A 26379-nucleotide genomic window follows, 5' to 3' on the forward strand; every position below is an offset into this window, starting at 1 on the left:
GGATCCTTCCTCCTGCTTTAAAATAGTCATCCGCTGATTTTTGGCGGCGTGCAAAGTAAACACCCACCGCCATAATTGCCGCTAAATAGACAAAAAGAGCGATGTAATTTAATGTACCAAATGATTGTGCTTCCATTCGAATATACCTTGTATAATTTTTGTAGGGTTAAGTTTCTGTTTCTTATAAATTCTTATTCAATTTGTTGTGCTAGCCCAATGAGCAACGCCAATCAATCCAGCATCAGCGCCACAACGAGCAGACTGAACCTTAGTTTGATAAGGAGAAGGTTGTTGCGCTAAATAATGCTGTACGCGATCTAAATAATGAGGAGCAAGACCAACGCTGCCACCTAAAGTAACCAATTCAATGTCTAGAACCATTTTTAAATCGGCAATTAAATGAGCGATAGCCCTTGCGGAGCGATTAACGATATCTATTGCATTTGGATCATTTTGAGAGAAATATTTAAAGACTATTTCACCTGTACAGTCATCCCCAAAAAATGTTTTTCCGGCTTGTCCTATTGCTGTTCCTGAAGCAATGCTTTCAACACAACCTCTTCGCCCACAGCCACATATTGGCCCATTAGGATCTGCAAGCGTGTGCCCTGCATGACCAGCGATGCCATTAGCGCCAATAAGCAAATCATTATTAATAACAACGCCTGCCCCGACTCCCGTAGATACGGTAATAAAAGCCATATTGACTCTATTTAACTCAAGAGTTTGGTACTCTGCCCACGCCGCAGCTTGTGCATCGTTAATCACTGTTGTTGGTTTTTTAGAGATAGCTTCAATCACAGAACGAAGTGGGTAATTATTTAACCCTCCAAGATTACGTGGATTTAACGCAGTAAGTATCCCGTCATTAATGATCCCTGTAGATGCCACAGCAACTGTTGATACCTCATTTAAGAATGGAGTCAGCAGTTGTTTTAATGCGCTATCCATCTCTTTAGGGTTAGTCGATGATGGGGTAGATATTTGATGGCGACGTAGCACTTTTCCAGATTCAACAACCGCTGCTGCTATCTTAGTTCCACCAATATCGACCGCTAAACAAGAACTCATGCGATGTCCTTAATGGTATTTTGTTTACCAAGTTCAACTTCTGCTTTAAACCAATCACAAATATGTTCAATCCGAGTAATCGCAGAACCAACAGTGACACAAGATGCACCTGCTTCAATTGCTTCTCGAGCCAGTCGAGGGGAATTAAAACGCCCTTCCGCCATAACAAAACACCCTTGGCTTGCAAGCTGTTGAATGAATGGAAAGTCCGGTTCTGTGGGAGTAATTGGAGTTGTATATCCAGATAATGTTGTTCCTATAATCTCTACGCCAAGATCATGACAAAACATACCTTCCTCATAAGTTGAAGAATCCGCCATAACTAAACAACCTAAGCTGTGTATTTTTCTAACTAACTCTTCTACGGATATAGGACGAGGTCGATGAGTTGCATCAATAGCAATAATGTCAGCCCCCGCTTCTTTTAATGCGATAACATCTTCTATAAAAGGGGTAATTCGTACCTCTGAATCAATTAAATCTCGTTTAACAATACCAATAATAGGCACAGAGACATGAGGCCTCACCGCTTTTAAATTATCAATGCCTTCAATTCTTAAACCAACAGCACCGCCTTCAACACTTGCCATTGCCATTGCAGCAATGATTTCAGGAGTATCCATAGGTCCATCATCAACAGGTTGACATGATGAAACGAAACCTTGCGATAATGCATTCAGTGTTTTGTTGATATTGCTTCCCATAAAGCCAAACTCCAAATTTCACAACAGTACAATAGTATTGCTCCAATATATATTTATGGAGTTATACTTCAATAACAAGATGTAAAAATGGAGATCTAGATCTACTAAAAAAGCAAACAACACCAACCAATAAGAACAAAACCCTTGGTTTATATTGATTGAAAAACAACATTACTGTATTTTCAATCAATATAAATTCGGAGCTTAACTCCAAGTTATAACTACAAATTGATTGCATAGGTAAAATAATGAACAGAGAAAATACTCACGATAATCATTATATGATTACTAACGTTAATCTTTTTAACGGTCAAAAAATAGAAGAAAAACAAGCAATTATTATAAAGAACGATACTATTTCATCCGTTATTTCAATGGACGAAGCATGTAATTTATCTCTCCAGACCATTGACGGTAATGGTGCCTTAGCAACATCTGGCTTTATTGATATTCAATTAAACGGTTGTGGCGGAGTATTATTAAATACCGATATTTCTCTTTCTACCTTAGCCACAATGAATAAAACAAATCTAATGTATGGTACGACTCAATACCTTCCGACGTTAATCACCAGTACAGAGAAAGATTTGCACAACACATTAATGATGATGGCTGATTTTAAAGAAGCGGAGCAAAAAGGCATTCTAGGACTACACCTTGAAGGTCCTTTCATTAGCATAGAAAAAAAAGGCGCACATCAAGCTCAATATATTCGAGAATTAGATTTAGAAACCGCCCAACTACTTGCTAAAAATAGCGCCTCTATAAAGGTAATTACAATTGCACCTGAACATATTTCTCAAGAGGTTTTAGATTGTTTAACGGATGCTGACATTACCGTTTCTATTGGACATACCAATGCTACCTATGAAGAAGTTAATACAAAGTCAGGTCTTACAATGGCAACGCATCTATACAATGCAATGACCCCTCTTGGATCAAGAGAGCCCGGTGTAGTTGGCTATATTTTCGATCAAAAGCCTCATGCAGGGATCATTGTTGATGGTATTCATGCATCTTATCCATCTGTTCGAATTGCTCATCAACAGCTAAAAGAAAAACTCTTTTTAGTGACGGATGCGGTTACTCCAGCAGGAACCGATTTAACTGAATTTGATATGGCAGGAACACAAGCTTTTGTTACTGATGGTAAATGTCATTATGAAGATGGCACAATTGCTGGTGCTGCCATCACCATGATTGATGGGGTAAAAAATCTCATTAATCATGTGGGATTATCAAGAGAAGAAGCGTTAAGAATGGCAAGTTTGTATCCTGCTCAAGCGTTAAAAATAGATAATGAATATGGTCAATTAAAAGAAAACTATAAAGCTAACATTACGCTGCTTGATAAAAATAATGACGTTACGGCTACAATCCAAATGGGTAAAGTAGCGTATCAAAAATAAAAAATAGGCAGTGAATATGCTTTATATTCACTGCCTAATTTGTTATTTGAAAGCCAATTATCAATTATGACTGGTTAGAAAGCGCTTCCGTTGTTTTTAACTTATTGGCTTTCGATCCACTGATATCACGTTTGACCAATAACGTATAAATCAAATCCAATACAAATAGTTGAGAGATCTTAGTGCCAATCGAGTCACCTTGAAGCTGCCCCTGCCTATTTCCATTTACTAATACATAATCAGAAAACTTAGTGATATCTGAGCGAGGATTATGAGTGATTGCGATTGTTGTCGCCCCATTCTCTTTTGCTAAGCGTAATGCTTTAGTTGTTTCCACGGAGTTACCAGAATGGCTAAGACCTACCGCAAAATCTCCAGGCTGCATTAACGATGATTTAATATACATAAAATGGTTATTAGTAAATGCATCCACATTCAAACCAATTCGCATAAATTTATGCTTTGCACTTTCGGCTGTTAAGCCAGATGAACCCACACCAAAAAAGTAAATTGCTTTCGCATCTTTTAACGCTTCAGACACCGATTCCAAAGATTGAAAATTAAGAAGGTTCATGGTTTCAGACAACACGCTTTCAATGGTTGACTGAAGCTTATGCCCTATCACTTCTGCATTATCTTCTGCGGTTACATCAGTATCAAAAATCTCCTTCTCTCTGCCCTGAAGATTAGAGACCTCAATCGCCAGTTCCATTTTGAAATCTTGATAGCCTTTAAAGCCTAATGTACGACAAAAACGAATAATGGTCGCATCACCGGCATTAACGATCTGTGATAATTCCGCAATTGAATGCTTACTCACTTGAGTAGCATTAGACATAACATAATCAGCAATACGTTTTGAAGACGGAGTTAGACTATTATAAAGACTGCCTATAGTATCGATGATGTTGCCCGCTTTTATTTGAATATTGTGGTTGGACATCAGTTAATAATCCTTGAATAAAACACTCTACTCATTCCATTCTGTCACGCCACTCTTATTTTGTGAAGTGTAACTCCATAATTATTATTCCTCTTTATCCACACTAAAAAGGATAAAATCGGCGCATATAAAATTATTTCGATCTAATTTTCCCCTTACAGATCACATTTACGGCATCGAAGTATGATTTTCATATTGCTAAATGAAACTTTACTCCATAAGATTAGTTTAACTCCAATATTGATACTTAAATGAAGTATAACTTCATAAAAGTAAACTAACGAGGCTTAAATGAAAAAGTTAACCGGTTTAATTGCTGCCCCACATACACCTTTTGATTCTTCAAATAACGTAAATTTTGAAGAGATTGATAAAATCGCCAAGCACTTAATCAAAGATGGCGTAAAAGGCATTTATGTATGTGGTACAACGGGTGAAGGCATTCACTGCAGTGTTGAAGAGCGTAAAGCCATCGCTGAGCGTTGGGTAAGCGCTTCTAATAATCAATTAGATATCATTGTACATACAGGCGCATTAAGCATTGTTGATACGCTAGAGCTTACACGCCATGCAGATACACTAGATATTTTAGCGACATCTGCAATTGGTCCATGTTTCTTCAAACCAGGTAGCGTTGCTGACTTAGTTGAATATTGTGCAACGATTGCTGCTGCAGCACCATCAAAAGGCTTCTACTACTATCACTCTGGTATGTCTGGTGTGAATTTAAATATGGAAGAGTTTTTAATCCAAGCTGATAAACGTATTCCTAATTTATCAGGTCTTAAATTTAACAGTGGTGATTTGTACGAATACCAACGTTGTCTTCGTGCTTGCGATGGTAAATTTGATGTTCCATTTGGTGTTGATGAACATCTACCAGGTGCATTAGCCGTTGGCGCAAAAAGCGCAGTAGGCAGTACTTATAACTACGCCGCTCCTCACTTCAATTCAATCATCGATGCGTTTAATCGTGGTGATCAAGAAGCGGTATTTAATAAGATGACAAATGTTATTGAGCTTATTCGTGTCTTAGTTGATTTCGGTGGTGTAGCTGCAGGTAAAGTTGCGATGGAGCTTCATGATATTAATGCTGGAGACCCTCGTTTACCGTTAATGCCATTAAGTCCAGAACAAAAAGCAACTGTAGTAGAAAGAATGCGTGCTGCGAATTTCCTTAAATAAGAAATAAGTTAACAACACACTCATCATTTAGCTCCTAAGCTGAAAAACTCCCCCCTAAGTTTTTCAGCTTTTTTTGATCTAGGTTTTCCCTTTTTCAACGTGTAAACTTCATGATAGTTATCATTTTAAAATGGAAAGTCTAATGAAAGTATATGATTGTTGTGAGATGGTTCGTGAGTTGTATTCATTAATTGGTAGTGGCGATCAGGGCTACATCCCTCAAGCGATTACTTGTGCTGTTAAATCACTAAATGATATTGCCGCTGACGAAGCGCTTCCAAAAGCAACTCGTGAAAAAGCCGCATTTGCCGCTGCAAATTTATTAATTTCTGATTTTGAGGATGAGTAATGACACCTGAAAAAGTAGCTACGATGGATCCAATTATGTTGATGAGTATCGTTAACATGAAAATCCGCGATGAATTTGGAGACCTTCATTGCTTAGTGAGGTTCTATGAACTAGATCAGGATGTATTAGTTAAACGATTAGCTGAAGCGGGCTTTGAATATTTAGAAGACGCAAAACAATTTAGATAAAAAATAAAATAAGAGGGAAATATATTTCCCTCTTATTTTTATCCCGGTAATAATTTCTAACAAACCTTCTCTCTGTAAATAAACAATTTAAAAAATAATATTCATTATTAATAAATAAAAAACACAACATAATATAAAAAGAGACATTGGTCCCATCCTATTTTTATAAAAAAATACTTTTTAGCTTATTTAAACACATCGGAACAGTGATATTTATTCCACTTTAAAAATAAGAACCGAACCAATTTCAAAACCATAAAAAACAATAAGTTAAAATTAAAAGCCACAATTTAATTACAATAAAACGTCAATATTTTTCATATTTAATATAACAAATAAAGCATAGAAACACTTTGTTACATTTATAAAATCAGTACTTTTAAATATCCATGATAATTTCATTTTCTTTATACGCACCGTTAATTAAGTGTCACTCAACCATTTAATTAATAGATTACCCACCAATTAAAAGTGAATTATGTATGGCATTACTAAAAAATAAAATGAAGCTAAACACTATTGCATTAGCATTATTAGGAGCAGGTTTCTCTGTTCAATCTCACGCAAATGATATGACAAACCCTGATGGCGGTATTGTTGTTGGTTATTGGCATAACTGGTGTGATGGTCGTGGTTATCAAGCTGGTAATGCGCCTTGCATGACCCTGAAAGAAACAAATCCAATGTATAACGTGGTTGATGTGTCTTTCATGAAAGTTTACGACACAACTGAAGGCCGCATTCCAACTTTTCGCCTTGATCCAACAGTAGGCTTAAGTGAAGCCGAATTTATCGAACAAATTAAAGAATTAAATACTCAAGGTCGCTCAGTATTAATTGCTCTTGGCGGTGCAGACGCTCATATCGAATTAAAACGTGGCGATGAAACCCCATTTGCAGAAGAAATTATTCGCCTTGTTGAAGTATATGGCTTTGATGGTTTAGATATTGATTTAGAGCAAGCAGCAGTAACAGCAGCAGATAACCAATGGGTTATTCCTGAAGCATTAAAAATAGTGAAAGATCATTATCGAGCACAAGGAAAAAATTTCCTGATTACTATGGCTCCTGAATTCCCTTACCTTAAATCTGGTGACAAATACGTTCCTTACCTTGAACGCTTAGAAGGGTATTACGACTGGATTAACCCACAGTTCTACAACCAAGGCGGCGATGGTATTTGGGTCGAGGAAGAAAATGCTTGGATCACACAAAACAGCGATGCAATGAAAGAAAAATTTATCTTCTACATCTCTGATTCATTGATCAACGGTACTCGTGGCTTTCACAAAATCCCTCACGACAAACTTGTTTTTGGTATTCCAACCAACAACGATGCAGCTGCGACAGGTTTTGTTAAAGAACCTCAAGATCTTTACAACGCATTTGACGCCTTGAAACAACAAGGCCAGCCTTTACGTGGCGTAATGACTTGGTCGATTAACTGGGATATTGGTACTGATTCTGCAGGCACTCCATACAACAGCAGCTTTATTAATGCTTATGGTCCATATATTCACGGTCAAACACCACCGCCACCAGTGGTTGGTAAACCTGTATTTACGGGCTTAACAGATACACGAGTTCAGCACGGCACTGTATTTGATTCATTAGCGGGAGTAACCGCAATGGATAAAGAAGATGGCAATCTAACATCATCAATTACAGTTGAAGGCTCTGTAAATACACAAGTTCTTGGTGACAATGTACTTGCTTATAGCGTAACTGACTCTGATGGTAACGAAACAAAGCAAGCTCGTAATGTTGAAGTTTATAGTGCGCTTCCTGAATTGACCGGGGTTGCAAACACAACCATCAAAATAGGATCAAACTTTGACGCACTCTCTGGCGTAAAAGCAACAGATGCAGAAGATGGGGATTTAACGTCTCAAATCTCTATTGAAGGCTCTGTAGATACTTCTCTTACTGGTAAGTACACATTAACTTACTCAGTAAAAGACAGCGCAAACCAAACCACAACAGCAGAACGTATCATTACAGTAAGTGATGGTTCACAAATCTGTGTTAATCCATGGAAAGCAGACCAAGTTTACTTAACTGACGAAACAGTAAGTCATAACGGAAAAACATGGCAAGCAGGTTGGTGGACTCAAGGTGATGAGCCGGGAACCACTGGTGAATGGGGAGTTTGGAAACAAATTGGTGATAATGATTGTGGTGGTGTAACTCCTGAACCAGGCATTGAATTAACAGCAAAGATCACTGGTCTTAGCAATGAATATTCAGTGGTGAACTCTACGACTAACGTTACTTTTTCAATTACGACAAATGACACCGCTTCTGTAACCGTTGATATCATTGATCGCTTAGGTAACAACGTTGCCTCACATTCAGCATCAATAACTGGTACTCAAGCTGTCTCTTTAACATTGGACAACGTTGACGTTGGGTATTACTCAATGCGTTTATTAGCATCAAACGCAGATGACTCTGTAGATGAGCGTTATAGTTTTAATCTTGTAGCTGACGATACAACACCACCAACAGATGTGCCAGCATATGAAGTAGGTAAAACCTACGCAGATGGTGAACAAGTTCTAGGTTCTGATGGTAACATTTATCAATGCAAACCTTGGCCATACACACCATGGTGCTCAAGCGCTTCTTACGCTCCAGCCGAAAGCCAACATTGGGCTGACGCTTGGGATAAGTTATAGCGGTTTGACTCATTATATAAAGTCTTAATATATAGTTCAGGACAGACAATAAAAAAGCCAGCATATCAATGCTGGCTTTTATCGTTAATTCATTTTGTTAACACAATAACCAATATTAAAATGATGCCCATAGAACCGTAATCACTAAGAGAGGACAAACGAACTTCACATACAGAGGCCAAATCTTACCAAAGAAACCCTGTTGGAATTCTGGATAGCCTTGCTCAAGCTCTTTGATTTTTGAATTACGACTCCATACCCAACCACCAAATACACAGAACAATAATGCCGCAACAGGTTGTAAATATTGAGTTGCAATCATTGCAACTAAACCAAATAACTCACCAAAGTTAAATACAATAACCACGCTAAATGCCGCAATAAGAGCACCTAGAATCCAACTTGTTGGCGTTCTCTTTGTTTTGAATCGCTCACTTACTAAAGAGACTGAACATTCAAGCATTGAGATTGAAGAAGTTAATGCCGCAATCGTTAACAATAAAAAGAACACAATAGCGAACAAATCACCGAATAAACCCAAGCTATCAAACATCATTGGCAATACAGTAAATACAAGAGTATCAGAACTGATTAAAGAACCGTCTTCTGCATAAATTTGAACGCCCTTCTCCATCGCAACAAACATCGCAGGCATTACTACTAATCCAGCAATAAATGCCACTGCGGTATCGACTAAAGTTACGTTCATTGCCATCTTAGGAAGATTTTCTTTTTTACTTAGGTATGAACCATAAATAAGCATTGAACAGCCACCTATGGTTAACGAGAAAAAGCCCTGTCCCATCGCTGCCAATATCAATTTTTTATCCATTACCTTTTCAAAATCAGGGATAAGATAATGCTTTAATCCTTCAACCGCACCTTGTTGCATCATGATATAAACAAACAATAAGCCAAATAAAACAAACAAAGCAGGCATTAAACGAGTTGACCATTTCTCTATACCGTCTTTAATTCCACCCTGTACGATTAGAATAGTTAATACATAAAAGATTATCGTACCCAGTAAATTACGCTCAATACTAAACCCTTTGAACCATTCAGCAAGATCATGTAGCCCAACTAAATTTGCCATTGCGCCAAATAAGAAACAGATTAACCAGCCACCAACAATGCTATAAAACATCAATACTGCGCTAGGAACACTCAAACCAATCCAACCAACAAAAGCACCTACGCGCTTACCAATTGGATTAGATGTCAATGAACGCATACTATCGACCGGGTTTGCTTGACCATGGCGACCTATCGCCATTTCAACAACAAGCATCGGAAAAGCCACCACAAGTATCATGATAAGATAAACCAATAAGAAAGCCCCACCACCATTACTAGCAGCTTGAGTTGGAAACCCCCAAATATTACCTAATCCAACAGCCGCACCAGCCGCTGCTAATATAAACCCTATACGTGAACTAAAACTTTCTCTGTTATTGGTCATTCTCTGTATCACCACACTAGTACAATGCAAGCATGATAACTTCACTCATAATTAAACACCAGTTTTAAATCTCTAATTAACTCATTTATTTACATAACAAATAAGAGCCCAGAGCTTCTCACTTCAATAGAGCTAAAAGGCAACATTATATCCATTCATTATTTGTCAAAAAAAATAGCATTATAGTGTTCTTTTTTTAAACAATATGAATAATTTTATATTATCTATTCACAACCAAATAGCATTAGAAAAACTAATGACAAAAGCGTCAAAATTATAATCTATTTTTTATTTGACGAAATTAAAAACTACTGATAAATTCGCCGTCATTGAGTCACGGTGTACACATCCTATAACACCTCTCTACGTATTCCACCAAACTCCAGACTACTGAGTTACACACTCAGACAATTAGATGGTAGCCAAATGGGTTAGATATCCACCAAGTATTAACTATACTTAGTGTGGATTTTTTCTATTTGAGACAAATTAATGACAGATAAAATCATTGTCGGATGGCGCGAATCATTAAGCCTTCCAGAACTTGGTATTAAATTAATTAAGGCAAAAGTTGACACTGGCGCCAAAACTTCTTGTTTACATGCTTTTAAAGTAGAGCCCTTCACAAAGGATGGTGAAGACTGGGTACGCTTCTGGATTCATCCAGAAAAAAGAAATAATGACTTCGTACAAATATGTGAAGCTAAAATTTTCGATCAGCGCTCAGTAAAAAGTTCAAGCGGACAAGAAGAGATGCGTTATGTCATCAAAACAATGATCCGACTAGCAGGCCAAGAGTGGCCAGTACAAATAACATTAAGTAACCGAGAAACAATGGTGTTTCGTATGTTACTTGGCAGAACATCAATGCAAGATCGCATTGTTGTTGATCCATCATCGTCTTACCTAGTTGATTTTGAGGAAAATTTATAATGAAAATCGGTATTTTATCGCGTAACCAATCTCTTTACTCTACAAGCCGTCTAATTGAAGCCGCTGAGAGTCGTGGACACGAAGTAAAAGTGATTGATGCGTTACGTTGTTATATGAATATCAATTCAGAAAAACCTCAGATCCACTTTAAAGGTGAAGAGCTTGTTGATTACGATGCAATCATTCCTCGTATTGGTGCATCAGTAACGTTCTACGGAACTGCTGTATTACGTCAGTTTGAAATGATGGGTGTATACCCTGTAAACGAATCCGTTGCGATCACTCGTTCTCGTGACAAGCTTCGTTCTATGCAATTACTTTCTCGTAAAGGCATCGGTATGCCGATCACTGGCTTTGCAAGCAAGCCTGATGATGTTAAAGATTTATTAGACATGGTTGGCGGCGCGCCAGTTGTGATCAAGCTCTTAGAAGGCACTCAAGGTATTGGTGTTGTTCTTGCAGAAACGCGTAAAGCAGCAGAAAGTGTTGTTGAAGCATTCATGGGCTTAAAAGCAAACATCATGGTTCAAGAGTTCATCAAAGAAGCTGGCGGTGCAGATATCCGTTGTTTCGTGATTGGTGGCAAAGTGATTGCAGCAATGAAACGTCAAGGTGCAGAAGGTGAATTCCGTTCTAACTTACACCGTGGTGGTTCAGCGTCACTAGTTAAACTAACTCCTGAAGAGCGTAAGACAGCAGTAGCTGCGGCAAATATCATGGGCTTAAATGTAGCAGGTGTAGATTTACTTCGCTCTGATCGTGGTCCACTTGTTATGGAAGTGAACTCATCTCCGGGCTTAGAAGGCATTGAAGCAGCGACAGGTAAAGATGTTGCGGGCCTAATTATTGATTTTATTGAGAAAAATGCAGCGACTAAAAGGACTAAAACTCGTGGCAAAGGCTAAAAAAAATCAAGCGTTTGAAATACTAACGCACTCGGTTGCACCTGGTGAAAGAAAGGTAATTGAGATTGAAGCCGCTAAGCTTTATACACACTCACCTCTATCGATCCCTGTTGAGATCATAAACGGCCAGCATGCTGGCCCAATCCTGATGGTAAATGCTGCCATTCATGGTGATGAACTTAATGGTGTTGAAATTGTTCGACAGTTAATTAACAACGTTGATCCAAAGAAATTAAAAGGGACTCTTATTGCAGTACCTATTGTTAATGTCTTTGGTTTCATTCATAAATCACGCTATCTTCCAGACCGTCGTGATTTAAACCGTTGCTTCCCTGGTTCTGAAAAAGGTTCGTTGGCATCTCGCATGGCACATACCTTCTTCACCCAAATAGCAAAGCGTTGTGATTACATCGTTGATTTACACACTGGTGCTATTCACAGAACGAATTTACCTCAACTTCGTGCTGACCTAAGTAACCCTGAAACATTACGTATCGCACACGCTTTTGGTACTCCTGTGATTGTAGATTCACCTCTTCGAGATGGCTCTCTTCGTAGTGAAGCTGAAAAATGTGAGATCCCGGTATTAACGTATGAAGCAGGCGAAGCATTACGCTTCGAGCCAATTGCGATTAATGCAGGTTATGTGGGTGTACAACGTGTGATGCAAGCCATTGGCATGCTTAAAGCAAGCAGAAAACGTTTACCAGAAGCTGTTATTGCTAAATCGACAAGTTGGTTACGTGCAGAAAGTGACGGGATTTTACGTACTGTTGTGACTCTGGGTGAGCAAGTTGAAAAAGGCCAAGTACTGGCTTATATCAGCGCACCATTAGGTCACAGTGAAATCGAACTTCGTGCTCATAAAGGCGGGATCGTAATTGGCCAACAAACATTACCTTTAGTTAATGAAGGCGATGCAGTTTTCCATCTTGCTTATTTTACTGAAGATGATGAAATGGTTGGTCAAACGGTTGAAACCTATATCGATGAAATCATTGAAGCCGATACTGACCAATTAACTAATGGTCAAATCACAACATCAACACTTTAGTCTATTAACTGAAGTGGTTTAAAAATAAGAGAGGTTCGCCTCTCTTATTTTATAGATAATTACTTAATATTACTGCACACCTATAATTTCATATTGCTGCTTCTTGCCAGCTAAATCCAATTCAAACTCATCACCAAGTTGCTGCCCTATCATGGCTTTCCCTAGCGGAGCTGACGGTGTTATTAGTGAAAATGTTATATTGTTATGAGTTACTTTTACGCCCCCTGCTGACGGGCCTATAAAAAACAGACTCTCGACATCATCTTGATTTACAAGCGTCACTAAAGCACATTGGTTAATTGCACTCTCTTCGCTATATTCTAAACGCGGTAATTTACGATAAGCAAGAATATCAGCCTCACACTCTGCAACTCGTAATGCTTGTCCATGAGCTAAATAAGAGGCTTCTAAGCCAAAGGTTTCATACTTACTACGAGCAATCGCTTCTTTATCTGTCGCTTGATCAATCGCTCGCTGCGTTGCTTCTACCGCCATTTGATGAACATCACGCAACGCTTGGATAATTGATTCTAATAATGCTTCTTTTTCTATCATCTTACATAATCCATAAAATCTAGCGGGTTATAATAGCAAAAATTAAGATTCACATTTATATTTCCAATCATTTTCTTAATGTGAAGTCTTTCTAAAAACAGTCGTAACTTAATGAGAATTAAAATATTCTCTGTGATCCTCTGTTAAATCAGAACCAAAATAAAAGTAATTACCCTATTTTATACTAGTAATTAAGTGTCTATAACACTCACTAAATTAAGGGTAAATAAATGAAAAGGATTTTTATTAGAAGTGCTATTGCTTCTGCTCTCTTTATTTCATACGGTGCAAGTGCATTTGATTGTAGCTCACTCCCATTTTGGCAAAGTTCTGAAGCCTATGGTGGTGGTACTGAAGTCCAACAAAATAATACAGCTTATCAAGCACAGTGGTGGTCACAAGGAAATTCTCCAGAAACTCATTCAGGAGAATGGCAAGAATGGAAAAGTCTAGGAGAATGCACTAATGGAGGGGGAAATATTGCTCCTACATTATCAATAACCTCACCATTAAATAATGCAATAATTACAGAAGGTAGTGAAATTACATTACAAGCAAACGCTAATGACAGTGATGGTTCCATTGCTCAAGTTGAATTTTTCTCTAACAACCAATCTATAGCAACAATAACAAAATCACCTTACAGCACTCCTTGGGTTGCCGTGAAAAATACAACAAATATTTCAGTTATTGCAACCGATAATGAAGGCAGTACAACAACTGAATCTGTAGCTATTAATGTTCAATCCGCTGGAGAATTAATACCACCAACAATCGAACTCATTTCTCCGAATGGAACTGAAAACTTATCTATCGGTGATTCACTTCTTATCTCAGCAACGGCAATGGACAGTGATGGCGAAGTTAGTCAAGTCGAGTTTTATGTTGATAGTCAGTTAGTATTCACCGATACCAATGCTCCGTTTGAGCATTTGTGGACAGCAATAAGCGGTTCTCATAGCTTTAAAGCCAAAGCGACAGATAACGATAGTCAATCAACCATTAGTAAAGAAGTCACACTCATTGTTTCTGAACCGTCTAGCGGCGGATGTACAGGATTGCCTCAGTATCAAGCGGGAACTAATTATACGACTGGTGATGAAGTTCAAAACCTTAACCAAAAATACCGTTGCGAGATAGGTGGTTGGTGTTCATCATCCTCTGATTGGGCTTACGCTCCAGGAACGGGATCAAACTGGCAAGATGCATGGACAGGATTAGGCGTTTGCAGTACACCACCACAAGTTAGCATTACCTCACCTAGCGACAATAGTGTCATTTTCGCAGGCTCATCCATTATTATTAATGCAACGGCAAATGATAATGATGGAAGCATTGTCGGCGTTGAGTTTTTTGCTAATAACGTAACATTAGGAGCTGACACGCAGGCTCCTTACTCAATGAATTGGGATGCAACCCTAATTGGTTCTAATACATTAAAAGCAGTTGCAACTGACAACGAGGGTAATAATTCAGACAGTAGCATTCTTGTTACCGTTAGCGATCAAAACGTAGTAACAAGCCTCACATCACCACAATCAGGCAGTAGCCTTGCTCTAGGTAAAGAGACTCAATTAAGTGCAATAGCAACCTCATTAACGAGTTCAATCAGCCACGTCGATTTCTTAGTTAATGGCGTTATTGTTGGTTCAGATACTACGACACCATATAATACAAACTGGACGCCAAGCGCCATTGGTGCTTATTCTATTTCTGTAGAAGCAACTGACGCTCAAGGTAATACAGCCCTATCTACAGCGTCTAGTGTTACGGTGTTAGAACAAAGCCAAGCCAAACATAAATTAATAGGTTATTGGCATAACTTTGTTAATGGTTCTGGTTGCCCTACTCGATTATCTGAAATGTCAGATGCTTGGGACGTCATCGATATTGCCTTTGCTGATAATGATAGAAACAGTAACGGAACGGTACACTTCAATCTTTATTCTGGCGACATACACAGTAGCTGTGCCGCACTAGATCCAACACAGTTCAAACAAGATATGGCAGCATTACAAGCAAAAGGAAAAATATTCGTCTTATCCCTCGGTGGTGCTGAAGGTACAATTACCTTAAATACAGCAGAAGACGAAGCAAACTTTATTAGTAGCCTAACCGCTATTATTGCTGATTGGGGCTTTGATGGATTAGACATTGATTTAGAAAGTGGGTCTAACTTGCTTCACGGTACACAAATCCAAGCTCGTTTGCCTACCGCGTTAAAGAAAATCGAAGCAAACATGGGAGGAGATATGTATTTAACTATGGCTCCTGAACATCCTTATGTGCAAGGTGGAATGGTTGCTTACAGTGGCATTTGGGGTGCTTATATCCCAGTCATCGACCAAGTTCGAGATACCTTAGATCTTCTTCATGTTCAGCTATATAACAATGGTGGATTAGCAAATCCATACATGCCAGGAGCAGCACCAGAAGGCTCTGTTGATATGATGGTTGCCTCTGTAAAAATGTTGGTCGAGGGTTTTGAGTTAGCCGATGGGTCATTCTTTGCCCCACTTAGAGATGATCAAATCGCAATTGGCTTGCCATCTGGCCCAAGCTCTGCAAACTCAGGTCAAGCACCAACTCAAAATATTATTGATGCTTTAGATTGTGTCACTTATGGATCGGCATGTAGCACTGTTGTACCAAATAAACTGTATCCAAATTTTGGCGGAGTCATGACATGGTCAATCAACTGGGATAGACATGACGGATTTAATTTCTCACAACCTATTGGTGACAAACTCACGCAAATGAACAATCAATAAATAGCAGGTACAAAAAAGGCGCTCAAATAAGCGCCTTTTTCATTTTGAATTATTCGAGAAGATTACTCTTCGTCGTAATCGTAGTCGTCTTCATCATTTTCTGCATCACGAGCGGCTTCATATTCCGCTTTTTGTGCTGCTGATTTCTCTTTTTTACGAGCAATCATTTCTTCTTTTTCAGTGCGTTGTTCCGCTTTACGATCATTACGAACCGCTTGCGTTTTTGCAAATTCAACAAGCTCTTTCTCTGCCCATTCAACTGCTTCAGCTTCGCTTTCAAAACCAAGTTGACGCTTAGATACAACCGTTCTGCGAGAAGTTACTTGGCGCGTAATTTCAGCAGCCCAAGCGTTACGTTTTTCTACAATACGGTAATCAAATTTTGCCATTTTTATTTCCTAGAATTCGATAGTTAAGGGATAGATCATTGCTAAAAAATCCATCTATAACTGCAGTATAATAACTGCATTCCCTTTAATGCCCGCTATTAGAACACATTCAGCCAAAAATGCACCAAAAAGATGTCAATCAACTCATGCTTTAAAGGAGAAGTTAATCTTATTTTTTGACCACTAAATGATTGCGGTTATCTCTGCTACTGCGGATCAGTTCATCACCTTTCACTATATCCACAGATTTAGCTAATCGATCATATAAAAGAACATTCACTGTCGCCGCCAAATTCATACAGCCAACGGTTGGAACATACACCACATGGTCCGCACGATCAGCAACTTGTTGAGTAATCGAACCATCTTCAGGACCAAAAACATAAATTGCTTTTTCTGGATGTTGAAACTCAGGAAGCGACGTTGCACCCTCGGCAAGTTCAACACACACGACTTTCATGTCTTCGGGCAGACCATCCAATAGATTATCGACGCTAGTTAGTGGAATTTTATTGGCTACTTTTTTTGTATCCGTTTGAAACTTTGCAGCACGATCATATCGTTCACCAGTATAACGAACATCATCAACCTGATAACACCCTGCAGCACGCATGACTGCACCAACATTGGTTGGGCTTTTCGGATTACTCAAACCAATCGTAACGTGCGTATTTTTCATTGTTTCTTCCAACAGATAAAATTAAAGCGCTATTCTAACAAAAAAACCGCTGAAGCCTAAACTTCAGCGGTTTTATCTAAAAGAGCCGTCTTTACCCAACCCTTTTATTTATTATAGAACAGACTGTTAATTTAATTTTCAGATTTTTATCACACTTTCAAAAAATCATGATAAATAATTGATTATTAAATTAAAGCTATTGATTAATACTTAAATAAGCATCAATCAAAGTATGCCCTAATTTAACCAAGGTTCTTACGTGCGTTTTGGAACATACGCATCCAAGCACCATTTTCACCCCACGTCTCTGGAGCCCAAGAGTTTGCAACCGTACGGAACACACGCTCTGGGTGTGGCATCATGATAGTCACACGGCCATCAGTAGTTGTTAAACCTGTGATAGCGTTTGGCGAACCATTCGGGTTGTTCGGGTATTGCTGCGTTTGGTTACCGTTATTATCAACATAACGTAATGCTACTGTACCTGAGTTTTCAATCGCGTTTAGGTGTTCATTATTACGTACTTCTACGCGACCTTCACCGTGTGAAACAGCAATTGGCATACGAGAACCTTCCATGCCATTAAAGAATACAGAATCTGATTTCTGAACTTCTACTAAGCTAAAACGAGCTTCAAAACGCTCCGATTCATTACGTACAAAACGAGGCCAGTATTCTGCACCAGGGATCAGTTCACGTAAGTTAGACAGCATCTGACAACCATTACATACACCTAGAGAGAAGGTATCTTCACGCTTAAAGAAGCCTTCAAATTGATTACGAGCATCTTCGTTAAATAGAACTGATTTAGCCCAGCCTTCACCAGCACCCAATACATCACCGTAAGAGAAACCACCACACGCAACAAGACCGTTATACTCTTCTAGTACAGCAGAACCAGTAAGAATGTCACTCATGTGAATATCCGTTGCTTCAAACCCTGCGCGATCAAATGCTGCTGCCATTTCAACATGAGAGTTAACACCTTGCTCACGTAGAATTGCCATTTTAGGCTTAGCGCCTTTGTTTATGTATGGTGCAGCAATATCTTCATTTACATCAAAGCTTAGACTTACATTTAGACCTGGGTCTGAATTGTCTTTCTTCGCTTCGTGCTCTTGATCTGCACATGCTGGGTTATCACGTAAACCTTGCATCTTATACGTAGTTTCAGCCCAGATAGTACGTAGTTCAGTACGGTTACGTTCTACTATAACTTGCTCTCCAGACTTAATTACTAGTTCGTTTGAATCTTCAACAGAACCGATTACGTGTGAACATGCTTCTAGGCTATTTGCTGCGAGAGTAGAAAGCACTGCATCTAAATCGTCGTTACGAACTTGGATTACCGCACCTAACTCTTCATTAAATAGTGCTGCTAGCGTGTCTTCGCCTAGCGCTGCAATATCAGCATTAACACCACAGTGACCTGCGAATGCCATTTCAGCTAACGTTACGAATAGACCGCCATCGCCTTTATCGTGGTAAGCCACAACTTGGTCGTTAGCTACAAGAGTTTGAATCCCCTCATAGAAACCTTTTAGTTGCGCTGCGTTATCTACGTCTGCTGGCTTGTCACCAAGTTGCTTGTAAACTTGTGCTAGTGCTGTCGCCCCCATACGGTTTTTACCGTTACCTAAATCGATAAGAACTAAGCTTGTATTGCCTTTATCTGTGCGGAGTTGAGGAGTAATTGTTTTACGAACATCTTCAATACGGGCAAATGCTGTAATAACAAGAGACAACGGAGACGTTACTTCTTTTTGTTCGCCGTTCTCTTCCCACTTAGTCTTCATAGACATTGAATCTTTGCCCACAGGGATAGTTAGACCAAGTGCAGGACAAAGTTCTTCACCTACAGCTTTAACTGCTTCATAAAGACCCGCATCTTCACCAGGGTGACCCGCAGGAGACATCCAGTTTGCTGATAATTTAATATTCTTAATATCGCCAATATTTGTCGCGGCAATGTTGGTAATTGCTTCACCAACGGCTAGACGAGCAGATGCACCAAAATCCAATAGAGCTACTGGTGTACGCTCACCAAGAGACATAGCTTCACCGTGGTAAGTGTCGTAACTTGCTGCAGTTACCGCGCAGTTCGCTACTGGTACTTGCCAAGGACCAACCATTTGATCACGAGCCACAAGACCTGTCACCGAACGGTCACCTATCGTGATTAAGAATGTTTTCTCAGCTACTGTTGGTAGACGAAGAACACGCTCAATAGCATCATTCATTTCAATGCCTGAACGATCAATTGCTGGGTTATTCGCTTTTAGTGTTTTCGCATCACGGTGCATCTTAGGCGTTTTACCTAAAAGGATGTTCATTGGCATGTCAATTGGCGTATTGTCGAAATGAGAATCTTCTAGTTTAAGGTTACGCTCTTCAGTTGCTTTACCAACGACAGCATATGGTGCACGCTCACGCTTACAAATTGCCTCAAATGTTGCTAAATCTTTATCCGCAACCGCCATTACATAGCGCTCTTGAGATTCGTTACACCAGATCTCAAGTGGACTCATGCCCGGCTCATCATTTGGAACATCACGTAAATTGAAGATACCACCACGCTCACCATCATCAACAAGCTCAGGTAATGCGTTTGAAATACCGCCTGCGCCTACATCATGGATAAATGCAATTGGGTTTGCATCACCAAGCTGCCAACAACGGTCGATAACTTCCTGACAACGACGCTCCATTTCTGGGTTTTCACGTTGTACTGAAGCAAAATCAAGATCTTCAGAAGAAGAACCTGAGTCCATTGAAGATGCTGCACCGCCGCCAAGGCCGATGTTCATCGCTGGACCACCAAGCACGATTAAGCTTGCGCCTACTGGGATCTCTTTTTTCTGAACATGATCATCACGAATATTTCCTAGACCACCAGCAAGCATAATTGGCTTGTGATAACCACGTACTTCTTCACCATTATGAGAGTTTACTTTTTCTTCGTAAGTACGGAAGTAACCTAACAGGTTTGGACGGCCAAATTCATTGTTAAATGCCGCGCCACCTAGAGGGCCTTCAAGCATAATATCAAGCGCAGTAACGATACGGCTTGGCTTACCAAAATCCGTTTCCCACGGTTGAACAAAATTAGGAATTTTTAGGTTAGATACAGAGAAACCAACTAAACCAGCTTTTGGTTTACCACCGATACCTGTTGCGCCTTCATCACGGATTTCACCACCAGAACCTGTTGATGCACCCGGCCAAGGAGAGATAGCAGTTGGGTGGTTATGCGTTTCTACTTTCATCAAGATGTGTGTCTTCTCTTGATGGTAACCATAGCCACGAGTTTCAGGGTCTGGGAAGAAGCGACCGACAGTAGAACCCGTCATTACGGCTGCATTATCTTTATAAGCAGACAGTACGTTTTCAGGGGTTACTTCGAAGGTATTTTTGATCATTTTGAATAATGATTTATCTTGCTTAACTCCATCGATAGTCCAATCCGCATTGAAGATCTTGTGACGACAATGCTCTGAGTTCGCTTGTGCAAACATCATTAATTCAATATCAGTAGGGTTGCGACCTAGCTTTTCAGTAAAGCTTTCTAATAGGTAATCAATCTCATCTTCTGCTAATGCAAGACCTAGGGTAACGTTTGCGTTTTCTAACGCTTTACGACCACCAACAAGTAGATCGACCTCTGCATATGGTGCAGGTTCAGCAACAGTAAATAATGCTGCTGCTGATTCAAAATCAGTGAAAACAACTTCCATCATGCGATCATGAAGGATTGCTTTTAATTCAACCAATTGAAGTTCAGAAAGAGTTTCAGATGTTTCTACATAATACGCAGTACCACGCTCTAAACGTGCGATTTTAGCTAAACCACAGTTATGAGCAATATCAGTAGATTTTGAAGACCAAGGAGAGATAGTACCTGGACGAGGTGCAGAAAGAAGCAATAAACCTTCAGGCTTATGTTCTTCTATCGTTGGGCCGTAAGTTAGTAACTTTTCTAACTTTACAATTTCAGATGCATCAAGATCTGAGATTACGTCAGCAAAGTGAGCAAACTCAGCATAAATACCAGTAACAGGTAAATTTAGCTCGCAACAAAGCTCAAGTAGCTTGTTAACACGAAATTCAGATAAAGCAGGTGAACCACGCAAAATTCTCATGTACTTAGGTCTCTTCGGCAATGAATTAAAGGTAATATTGGAATAGTTTCATGTTGTTATAAATAGCTAACTCTATTAATTATTCATAACACATAGTGACTATGCCGATGTTACCTCTGGTATTGCGAGCGCATTATAAAGGATTTTGTTTTGTGAAGTAACACCAAAAGCAACCGTTTGCGTATTTTTTTAAAAAAAAGAGTAAATGAACTTAAATTTTCATTGTTTTGCGTGATAAATATACAATGAAGCATTTATTCTGTCTCAATCTCTAATAATTGTTCTAATTTGTTACCGTGCTTTTGCCTCTTATTCTCCCATTTGATATAACTACGCCTTACTTATTTAAAAGAGCATTCTGACTTGAGCCGCATCCGATATTATCGCTTTTTACCATCTTGTTTGGTTGTTTTTACTTTTGTTCTTACCTTAACTGGCTGCCAAGTAGAATCAGAGCCAAAGAACAAATTAGAGCAAGTAAGAGAACGCGGTATTTTACGAGTCAGCACGCTAAACAACCAACTCTCTTATTACATAGGTTCAGATGGACCAACAGGATTAGATTACGATCTAGCTAAAGCTTTTGCTGAAAAACTAGAAGTTAAGCTAGAAATCACTCCGGCATACACTTATTCAGGCTTATTTCCGGCTCTTAACCGTAATGAAGTCGATATTGTAGCTGCTAATATGACCATTACACCTGAACGCTTAATGCAGTTTAACCCCGGACCTGTGTACTATTATGTCAGCCAGCAAGTTGTCTATAAAAAAGGGAATTGGCGTCCTCGGAACATTCAAAATCTAACTGAACTTGATGAAAATTTAACGATAGTAAAAGATTCTAGTTTTGAAGGAACATTAATAAAGCTAAAAGAGAAACACTCGGATCTGGATTGGAAAACAGAACCAGATACCGACGTTAGCGAATTATTAAAAAAAGTAGCCAACGGCGAAATACATTACACACTAGCTGATTCGGTTGAATTGTCATTAACTCAACGTATTCATCCTGATTTGGCAGTTGCCTTTGAATTAACCGAAGATCAACCTGTCGCTTGGTTCTTACAAAAAACAGAAGATGATAGCTTACAAGCGTTATTAATTGAGTTTTTTGGTGAGCTAAAAGAAAGTGGCCAATTAGCTCTTTTAGAAGAGAAATACTTTGGTCATGTTGAATCTTTTGATTACGTTGATACTCGTGCTTTTATTCGTGCATTAGAAAGCAAATTGCCTAAGTGGGAACCTCTATTTAAAAAGTACGCAGGAGATTTCGATTGGCGCTTCTTAGCGGCACTCTCTTATCAGGAATCTCATTGGAACCCATTGGCTAAATCACCGACTGGTGTGCGTGGAATGATGATGCTAACACTACCAACCGCTCAATCTGTTGGTGTAAAAAATCGCCTTAGTCCAGAACAAAGCATCCGTGGTGGTGCTGAGTATTTACGTCGAATAGTTAAACGAGTGCCTGACTCAATCACCGAACATGAAAAAATTTGGTTTGCACTGGCCTCTTACAATATTGGCTTTGGTCACATGATGGACGCTCGTCGTTTAACACAACGCCTAGGTGGAGATCCTGATTCATGGACTGACGTGAAAGATAATTTACCGTTATTACGCCAAAAACGTTATTACAAATATCTTCGTTATGGTTTTGCTCGTGGCGATGAAGCTCAAAATTATGTAGAGAACATTCGTCGTTATTACCAAAGTATTATTGGCTATGAACAAGAACAAGCAAATAAGTTGATCCAAGAAGAGATTACGGTAGATGGTTTAACGGTGATTGATGTTCCTTTATCATCTGCTGCTTCTACCACTAGTAATGCAGTTTCAAGCCAATAGTACGAAAACTACAATTAAGTAAGTTCATATAATCGTAACAATGAGCTCATATTCTAAATGAATTCGCTCATCGTATTATTCGAAATAAGGCTAAATATCTTAGCCTTATTTTTTATTTATTAAATCACAAGGGGGAGTTTATGCTCTCTAATAGAAGAAAACTTAAAACACAAACGTCTTTAAAAGGAAGTACTCAACGCCGACGTAAGCTATTAAATAATCATAAAAAAGTACTTCATCGCCAACGTCTTTATTCATTATCACTGTTTGATGAAGGCGAAGCATTCTCTTGTCGTTAATATCCCTTCCCCAAACTTTTATTAACACGTATTAAAAAAGGCAAATTGACGTTCAATTTGCCTTTTTCATCTAAGATAGATTATCTATTCATTCTTAAATTCTTCTGCTCGCTGCAGTTTCCGCTCTTCTTTTTTCTCTTTACGTCTGCGCTTAAAAAAAGCTTGTAGCTGCTCTCTGCACGCCTCTTCCATTAATCCTGATTCACACTCCACAAAATGAAATGCGGTGGCCGAGGTAAATAAATTAATTACACTCCCTGACGCTCCTGTCTTCATGTCAGAAGCACCAAAAATAACTTTTTTAATTCTGCTATGAACAATAGCCCCTGCACACATAGGGCAAGGTTCTAGAGTAACGTATAAAGTGGCATCAATAAGTCGGTAGTTTTCTACCTTCTGTCCTGCTTGCTTAATTGCCATCATCTCAGCATGAGCAGTTGCATCATGAGCGCCAATAGATCGATTCCACCCTTCGCCAATAATCTCATCATTTAAAACGATGACCGCACCAACAGGAACCTCTCCTTCACTTTCAGCAGTGGCTGCCAACTCCATAGCTCGTTTCATATAGATATTTGAATCTTGGTTTATCATTTATTCAGCTAACTCTTGTGCTAGGAATTCAACAAGTAAACGAACCTTGGTTGAAAGATGACGATTATTTGGATACACCGCCCAGATCCCCTCTTTTGGCTCACGATACGGGACTAAGATTTCAACAAGCTCACCTTTATCCATTGATTCTTGAACGTAAAAATCAGGCAGTTGAACGATGCCTAACCCTTTTAATGCCGCATTCGTTAAAGCAGCACCGCTATTACAGTGAACAGATCCTTTCACTCTTACGCTTTTTTCTTTTTTATTTTCGATGAAACGCCAAATAGGCAAGCTACCAATTAGGCAATTATGCTGAGAAAGCTCAGATAAGGTATGAGGTTCACCGTGTTTTTCAATATAACTGGGTGATGCACATACTCGAACTTGCCTGCTAGATAAGCGCTTTGCCATCATTGTTGAGTCAGTCAGACGACCTAATCGAATCGCTAAATCGAAATCTTGCTCAACAAGATCCAGAGTTTGATTTGATAAAACGAGTTCAAGCTCAAGTTGTGGATACATCAGCATAAAATCACTAAGCAGTGGCGCAATAAGCTGCTCACCATAAGTTACTGATGACGTGATCTTTAAACGGCCCTGAGGTGTTGCATTAAGCTCAGTGATCGCTCTATCTGCTTGCTTTAACCCTTCAACTAAATGGCGACAATGCTGATAATAGGTTTGCCCTGCTTCAGTTACCGATACCTTACGCGTTGTTCTGATCAATAACTTTATTGAAAGGCGATCTTCTAACGCCGCGACTTTACGACTAATTTGAGCCACTGATGTATCAAGAGCTCTGGCTGCTCCTGTAAAGCTTTGCGCTTCAGCAACGGCAACAAATTCAGTTACTCCTTCCCAATCAATCACTGGCAATTCCCCATTAGTATTATTACATATTCGTAAAAATTATTTACCATTCTACCGTATTATCAATTGATGAGAAATACTTATAATGGCAACCAACAAGACGACGAGCACAAACAAAAAATAGCACTACGCTTAAAATGAAACTGCTAATTAATGTCGTCAATTAAATTATCCCAATAAGGAAAACCCAATGGCTCTTGATATTAAAACTGGTCAAACTCACATCAAATCTAAAGCAATGGTAGCTTGGGCTGCTGGCGAACCTCTTAAAATGGAAGAAGTGGACGTTCAACTTCCTAAAGCGGGCGAAGTGTTAGTTCGTATCGTTGCAACTGGTGTTTGTCACACTGACTTATTTACTCTATCTGGTGATGATCCAGAAGGTATCTTCCCATCTATCTTAGGCCATGAAGGTGGCGGTATTGTTGAGATGATCGGCGAAGGCGTGACAAGTGTTGAAGTTGGCGACCACGTTATTCCTCTTTACACTGCCGAATGTGGTGAATGTAAGTTCTGTAAATCTGGTAAAACCAACCTTTGCCAAGCGGTTCGTGAAACTCAAGGTCAAGGCCTTATGCCCGATGGCACTAGCCGCTTCTCTATTAATGGTGAAACTATTTTCCATTACATGGGTTGCTCTACGTTCTCTGAATTCACAGTTCTTCCTGAGATTTCATTAGCGAAAGTATCTAAAGAAGCACCACTTGAAGAAGTTTGTCTTCTAGGTTGTGGTGTAACTACGGGTATGGGCGCGGTTCTTAACACGGCTAAAGTTGAAAAAGGCGATACAGTTGCTGTATTCGGTCTTGGCGGTATTGGTCTTTCAGCTATCATCGGCGCGAAAATGGCAGGGGCAAGCCGCATCATCGGTGTTGACTTGAACGAAAGCAAATACGAACTTGCTAAAAAATTAGGTGCGACTGATTGCATCAACCCAACAAATTTCGACAAGCCAATTCAAGAAGTGATTGTTGAAATGACTGATGGAGGCGTGGATTACTCTTTTGAGTGTATCGGTAACGTGAACGTGATGCGTGCGGCACTTGAGTGTTGTCACAAAGGTTGGGGTGAATCAATTATCATTGGTGTTGCTGGTGCTGGCCAAGAGATCTCAACTCGTCCGTTCCAACTTGTGACTGGTCGTGTATGGCGTGGCTCTGCATTCGGTGGCGTTAAAGGTCGTACTGAACTTCCAGGCATCGTTGACCGTTACATGCAAGGTGAGTTCGCTCTTGATGACTTCATCACTCACACTATGGGTCTTGCAGATGTAAATGCAGCGTTCGATCTAATGCACGAAGGTAAATCTATCCGTACTGTTCTACATATGGATAAATAAGTAAAAATAAGG

At 39.4% G+C, this 26379-nt stretch carries 22 protein-coding genes; 12 read left to right on the forward strand and 10 right to left on the reverse strand.

Annotated features, from left to right (window positions below; all coding sequences use genetic code 11):
- Nucleotides 1-195: 195 nt before the first annotated feature.
- Together BTO23_RS08675 and BTO23_RS08680 are read right to left on the reverse strand one after the other, a co-directional pair.
- Nucleotides 196-1071 (reverse strand): N-acetylmannosamine kinase, encoded by an 876-nt coding sequence (locus tag BTO23_RS08675; protein WP_105063368.1) that lies wholly within the window; start codon nt 1069-1071, stop codon nt 196-198.
- Nucleotides 1068-1775, reverse strand: coding sequence for an N-acetylmannosamine-6-phosphate 2-epimerase (locus tag BTO23_RS08680; protein ID WP_105063369.1), 708 nt, complete (start codon nt 1773-1775; stop codon nt 1068-1070). Before BTO23_RS08680 ends, BTO23_RS08675 begins: the two co-directional genes overlap by 4 nt.
- A gap of 248 nt (nt 1776-2023) precedes the next feature.
- Between BTO23_RS08680 and nagA the strand changes: the two genes are divergently transcribed.
- Nucleotides 2024-3184, forward strand: coding sequence for an N-acetylglucosamine-6-phosphate deacetylase (gene nagA, locus BTO23_RS08685; RefSeq protein WP_105063370.1), 1161 nt, complete (start codon nt 2024-2026; stop codon nt 3182-3184).
- 64 nt (nt 3185-3248) lie between these two features.
- Here the strand turns inward: nagA and BTO23_RS08690 are convergent, their stop codons facing one another.
- Entirely contained in the window at nt 3249-4127 is an 879-nt protein-coding gene (locus BTO23_RS08690) for a MurR/RpiR family transcriptional regulator (protein WP_105063371.1), read from the reverse strand.
- A gap of 291 nt (nt 4128-4418) precedes the next feature.
- Here BTO23_RS08690 and BTO23_RS08695 point away from each other — a divergent pair, with 291 nt between their 5' ends.
- The 4 genes from BTO23_RS08695 to BTO23_RS08710 all read left to right on the forward strand — a co-directional run bounded on the left by BTO23_RS08695 (nt 4419) and on the right by BTO23_RS08710 (nt 8527).
- Nucleotides 4419-5312: a dihydrodipicolinate synthase family protein gene (locus tag BTO23_RS08695; RefSeq protein ID WP_105063372.1), complete on the forward strand. Its 894-nt coding sequence runs from the start codon at nt 4419-4421 to the stop codon at nt 5310-5312.
- Between the two features lie 142 nt (nt 5313-5454).
- Nucleotides 5455-5661, forward strand: coding sequence for a YaeP family protein (locus BTO23_RS08700; RefSeq protein WP_045101423.1), 207 nt, complete (start codon nt 5455-5457; stop codon nt 5659-5661).
- Nucleotides 5661-5849, forward strand: coding sequence for a DUF4250 domain-containing protein (locus tag BTO23_RS08705; RefSeq protein ID WP_060993616.1), 189 nt, complete (start codon nt 5661-5663; stop codon nt 5847-5849). The genes BTO23_RS08700 and BTO23_RS08705 overlap by 1 nt, the downstream gene beginning before the upstream one ends.
- Nucleotides 5850-6331: 482 nt before the next feature.
- Nucleotides 6332-8527, forward strand: coding sequence for an immunoglobulin-like domain-containing protein (locus BTO23_RS08710; RefSeq protein WP_105063373.1), 2196 nt, complete (start codon nt 6332-6334; stop codon nt 8525-8527).
- A gap of 115 nt (nt 8528-8642) precedes the next feature.
- Here the strand turns inward: BTO23_RS08710 and BTO23_RS08715 are convergent, their stop codons facing one another.
- Nucleotides 8643-9989 carry a sodium-dependent transporter gene (locus tag BTO23_RS08715; RefSeq protein ID WP_105063374.1) on the reverse strand — a complete coding sequence of 449 codons (1347 nt, stop codon included), beginning with the start codon at nt 9987-9989 and terminating at the stop codon, nt 8643-8645.
- Nucleotides 9990-10481: 492 nt separating this feature from the next.
- On the opposite strand from BTO23_RS08715, the gene BTO23_RS08720 reads away from it, so the two are divergent.
- The 3 genes from BTO23_RS08720 to BTO23_RS08730 are packed head-to-tail and all read left to right on the forward strand — an operon-like array spanning nt 10482 to nt 12881.
- Entirely contained in the window at nt 10482-10922 is a 441-nt protein-coding gene (locus BTO23_RS08720) for an ATP-dependent zinc protease family protein (protein WP_060993619.1), read from the forward strand.
- Nucleotides 10922-11827 carry a 30S ribosomal protein S6--L-glutamate ligase gene (rimK, locus tag BTO23_RS08725; RefSeq protein ID WP_060993620.1) on the forward strand — a complete coding sequence of 302 codons (906 nt, stop codon included), beginning with the start codon at nt 10922-10924 and terminating at the stop codon, nt 11825-11827. Before BTO23_RS08720 ends, rimK begins: the two co-directional genes overlap by 1 nt.
- Entirely contained in the window at nt 11787-12881 is a 1095-nt protein-coding gene (locus BTO23_RS08730) for a succinylglutamate desuccinylase/aspartoacylase family protein (RefSeq protein WP_081091971.1), read from the forward strand. The genes rimK and BTO23_RS08730 overlap by 41 nt, the downstream gene beginning before the upstream one ends.
- A gap of 69 nt (nt 12882-12950) precedes the next feature.
- Here the strand turns inward: BTO23_RS08730 and BTO23_RS08735 are convergent, their stop codons facing one another.
- Nucleotides 12951-13436, reverse strand: a complete 486-nt coding sequence (locus BTO23_RS08735; RefSeq protein ID WP_060993622.1) for a GreA/GreB family elongation factor — start codon at nt 13434-13436, stop codon at nt 12951-12953.
- Between the two features lie 230 nt (nt 13437-13666).
- Here BTO23_RS08735 and BTO23_RS08740 point away from each other — a divergent pair, with 230 nt between their 5' ends.
- Nucleotides 13667-16207 carry an Ig-like domain-containing protein gene (locus BTO23_RS08740; RefSeq protein ID WP_105063375.1) on the forward strand — a complete coding sequence of 847 codons (2541 nt, stop codon included), beginning with the start codon at nt 13667-13669 and terminating at the stop codon, nt 16205-16207.
- Between the two features lie 62 nt (nt 16208-16269).
- On the opposite strand, the gene BTO23_RS08745 is transcribed toward BTO23_RS08740, so the two are convergent.
- The 3 genes from BTO23_RS08745 to purL form a co-directional block, all read right to left on the reverse strand.
- The gene (locus BTO23_RS08745; protein ID WP_060993624.1) at nt 16270-16596 is read right to left on the reverse strand and encodes a DUF3622 domain-containing protein; all 327 of its coding nucleotides are present in this window, start codon (nt 16594-16596) and stop codon (nt 16270-16272) included.
- Nucleotides 16597-16765: 169 nt separating this feature from the next.
- Nucleotides 16766-17275 carry an RNA methyltransferase gene (locus tag BTO23_RS08750; protein WP_060993625.1) on the reverse strand — a complete coding sequence of 170 codons (510 nt, stop codon included), beginning with the start codon at nt 17273-17275 and terminating at the stop codon, nt 16766-16768.
- Nucleotides 17276-17517: 242 nt separating this feature from the next.
- Complete coding sequence (gene purL, locus BTO23_RS08755) at nt 17518-21414, reverse strand: phosphoribosylformylglycinamidine synthase (protein WP_105063376.1); 3897 nt, start codon at nt 21412-21414, stop codon at nt 17518-17520.
- Nucleotides 21415-21777: 363 nt separating this feature from the next.
- Between purL and mltF the strand changes: the two genes are divergently transcribed.
- Nucleotides 21778-23262, forward strand: a complete 1485-nt coding sequence (mltF, locus tag BTO23_RS08760; protein WP_060993627.1) for a membrane-bound lytic murein transglycosylase MltF — start codon at nt 21778-21780, stop codon at nt 23260-23262.
- Nucleotides 23263-23402: 140 nt separating this feature from the next.
- Nucleotides 23403-23561: a hypothetical protein gene (locus tag BTO23_RS21320; protein ID WP_155643332.1), complete on the forward strand. Its 159-nt coding sequence runs from the start codon at nt 23403-23405 to the stop codon at nt 23559-23561.
- Nucleotides 23562-23645: 84 nt separating this feature from the next.
- On the opposite strand, the gene tadA is transcribed toward BTO23_RS21320, so the two are convergent.
- Together tadA and BTO23_RS08770 are read right to left on the reverse strand one after the other, a co-directional pair.
- Nucleotides 23646-24155 carry a tRNA adenosine(34) deaminase TadA gene (tadA, locus tag BTO23_RS08765; RefSeq protein WP_060993628.1) on the reverse strand — a complete coding sequence of 170 codons (510 nt, stop codon included), beginning with the start codon at nt 24153-24155 and terminating at the stop codon, nt 23646-23648.
- A complete protein-coding gene (locus BTO23_RS08770) occupies nt 24156-25028 on the reverse strand; it encodes a LysR substrate-binding domain-containing protein (protein WP_060993629.1) in 873 nt (290 codons plus the stop codon).
- 190 nt (nt 25029-25218) lie between these two features.
- On the opposite strand from BTO23_RS08770, the gene BTO23_RS08775 reads away from it, so the two are divergent.
- On the forward strand, nt 25219-26367 hold the full coding sequence (locus BTO23_RS08775; protein ID WP_105063377.1) for an S-(hydroxymethyl)glutathione dehydrogenase/class III alcohol dehydrogenase: 1149 nt from the start codon (nt 25219-25221) through the stop codon (nt 26365-26367).
- Nucleotides 26368-26379 lie beyond the last annotated feature (12 nt).

The sequence above is a fragment of the Aliivibrio sifiae genome (assembly GCF_002954715.1).
Lineage (GTDB): Bacteria > Pseudomonadota > Gammaproteobacteria > Enterobacterales > Vibrionaceae > Aliivibrio > Aliivibrio sifiae.

Coding starts and splice junctions, on each gene's coding strand:
- BTO23_RS08720 (WP_060993619.1), top strand. CDS start 10,482: ATGACAGATAAAATCATTGTCGGATGGCGCGAATCATTAAGCCTTCCA.
- BTO23_RS08775 (WP_105063377.1), top strand. CDS start 25,219: ATGGCTCTTGATATTAAAACTGGTCAAACTCACATCAAATCTAAAGCA.
- BTO23_RS08675 (WP_105063368.1), bottom strand. CDS start 1,071: ATGAGTTCTTGTTTAGCGGTCGATATTGGTGGAACTAAGATAGCAGCA.
- purL (WP_105063376.1), bottom strand. CDS start 21,414: ATGAGAATTTTGCGTGGTTCACCTGCTTTATCTGAATTTCGTGTTAAC.
- BTO23_RS08690 (WP_105063371.1), bottom strand. CDS start 4,127: ATGTCCAACCACAATATTCAAATAAAAGCGGGCAACATCATCGATACT.
- BTO23_RS08710 (WP_105063373.1), top strand. CDS start 6,332: ATGGCATTACTAAAAAATAAAATGAAGCTAAACACTATTGCATTAGCA.
- BTO23_RS08730 (WP_081091971.1), top strand. CDS start 11,787: ATGCAGCGACTAAAAGGACTAAAACTCGTGGCAAAGGCTAAAAAAAAT.
- BTO23_RS21320 (WP_155643332.1), top strand. CDS start 23,403: ATGCTCTCTAATAGAAGAAAACTTAAAACACAAACGTCTTTAAAAGGA.
- BTO23_RS08750 (WP_060993625.1), bottom strand. CDS start 17,275: ATGAAAAATACGCACGTTACGATTGGTTTGAGTAATCCGAAAAGCCCA.
- BTO23_RS08740 (WP_105063375.1), top strand. CDS start 13,667: ATGAAAAGGATTTTTATTAGAAGTGCTATTGCTTCTGCTCTCTTTATT.
- BTO23_RS08700 (WP_045101423.1), top strand. CDS start 5,455: ATGAAAGTATATGATTGTTGTGAGATGGTTCGTGAGTTGTATTCATTA.
- BTO23_RS08695 (WP_105063372.1), top strand. CDS start 4,419: ATGAAAAAGTTAACCGGTTTAATTGCTGCCCCACATACACCTTTTGAT.
- tadA (WP_060993628.1), bottom strand. CDS start 24,155: ATGATAAACCAAGATTCAAATATCTATATGAAACGAGCTATGGAGTTG.
- BTO23_RS08715 (WP_105063374.1), bottom strand. CDS start 9,989: ATGACCAATAACAGAGAAAGTTTTAGTTCACGTATAGGGTTTATATTA.
- BTO23_RS08735 (WP_060993622.1), bottom strand. CDS start 13,436: ATGATAGAAAAAGAAGCATTATTAGAATCAATTATCCAAGCGTTGCGT.
- BTO23_RS08680 (WP_105063369.1), bottom strand. CDS start 1,775: ATGGGAAGCAATATCAACAAAACACTGAATGCATTATCGCAAGGTTTC.
- rimK (WP_060993620.1), top strand. CDS start 10,922: ATGAAAATCGGTATTTTATCGCGTAACCAATCTCTTTACTCTACAAGC.
- nagA (WP_105063370.1), top strand. CDS start 2,024: ATGAACAGAGAAAATACTCACGATAATCATTATATGATTACTAACGTT.
- BTO23_RS08745 (WP_060993624.1), bottom strand. CDS start 16,596: ATGGCAAAATTTGATTACCGTATTGTAGAAAAACGTAACGCTTGGGCT.
- BTO23_RS08705 (WP_060993616.1), top strand. CDS start 5,661: ATGACACCTGAAAAAGTAGCTACGATGGATCCAATTATGTTGATGAGT.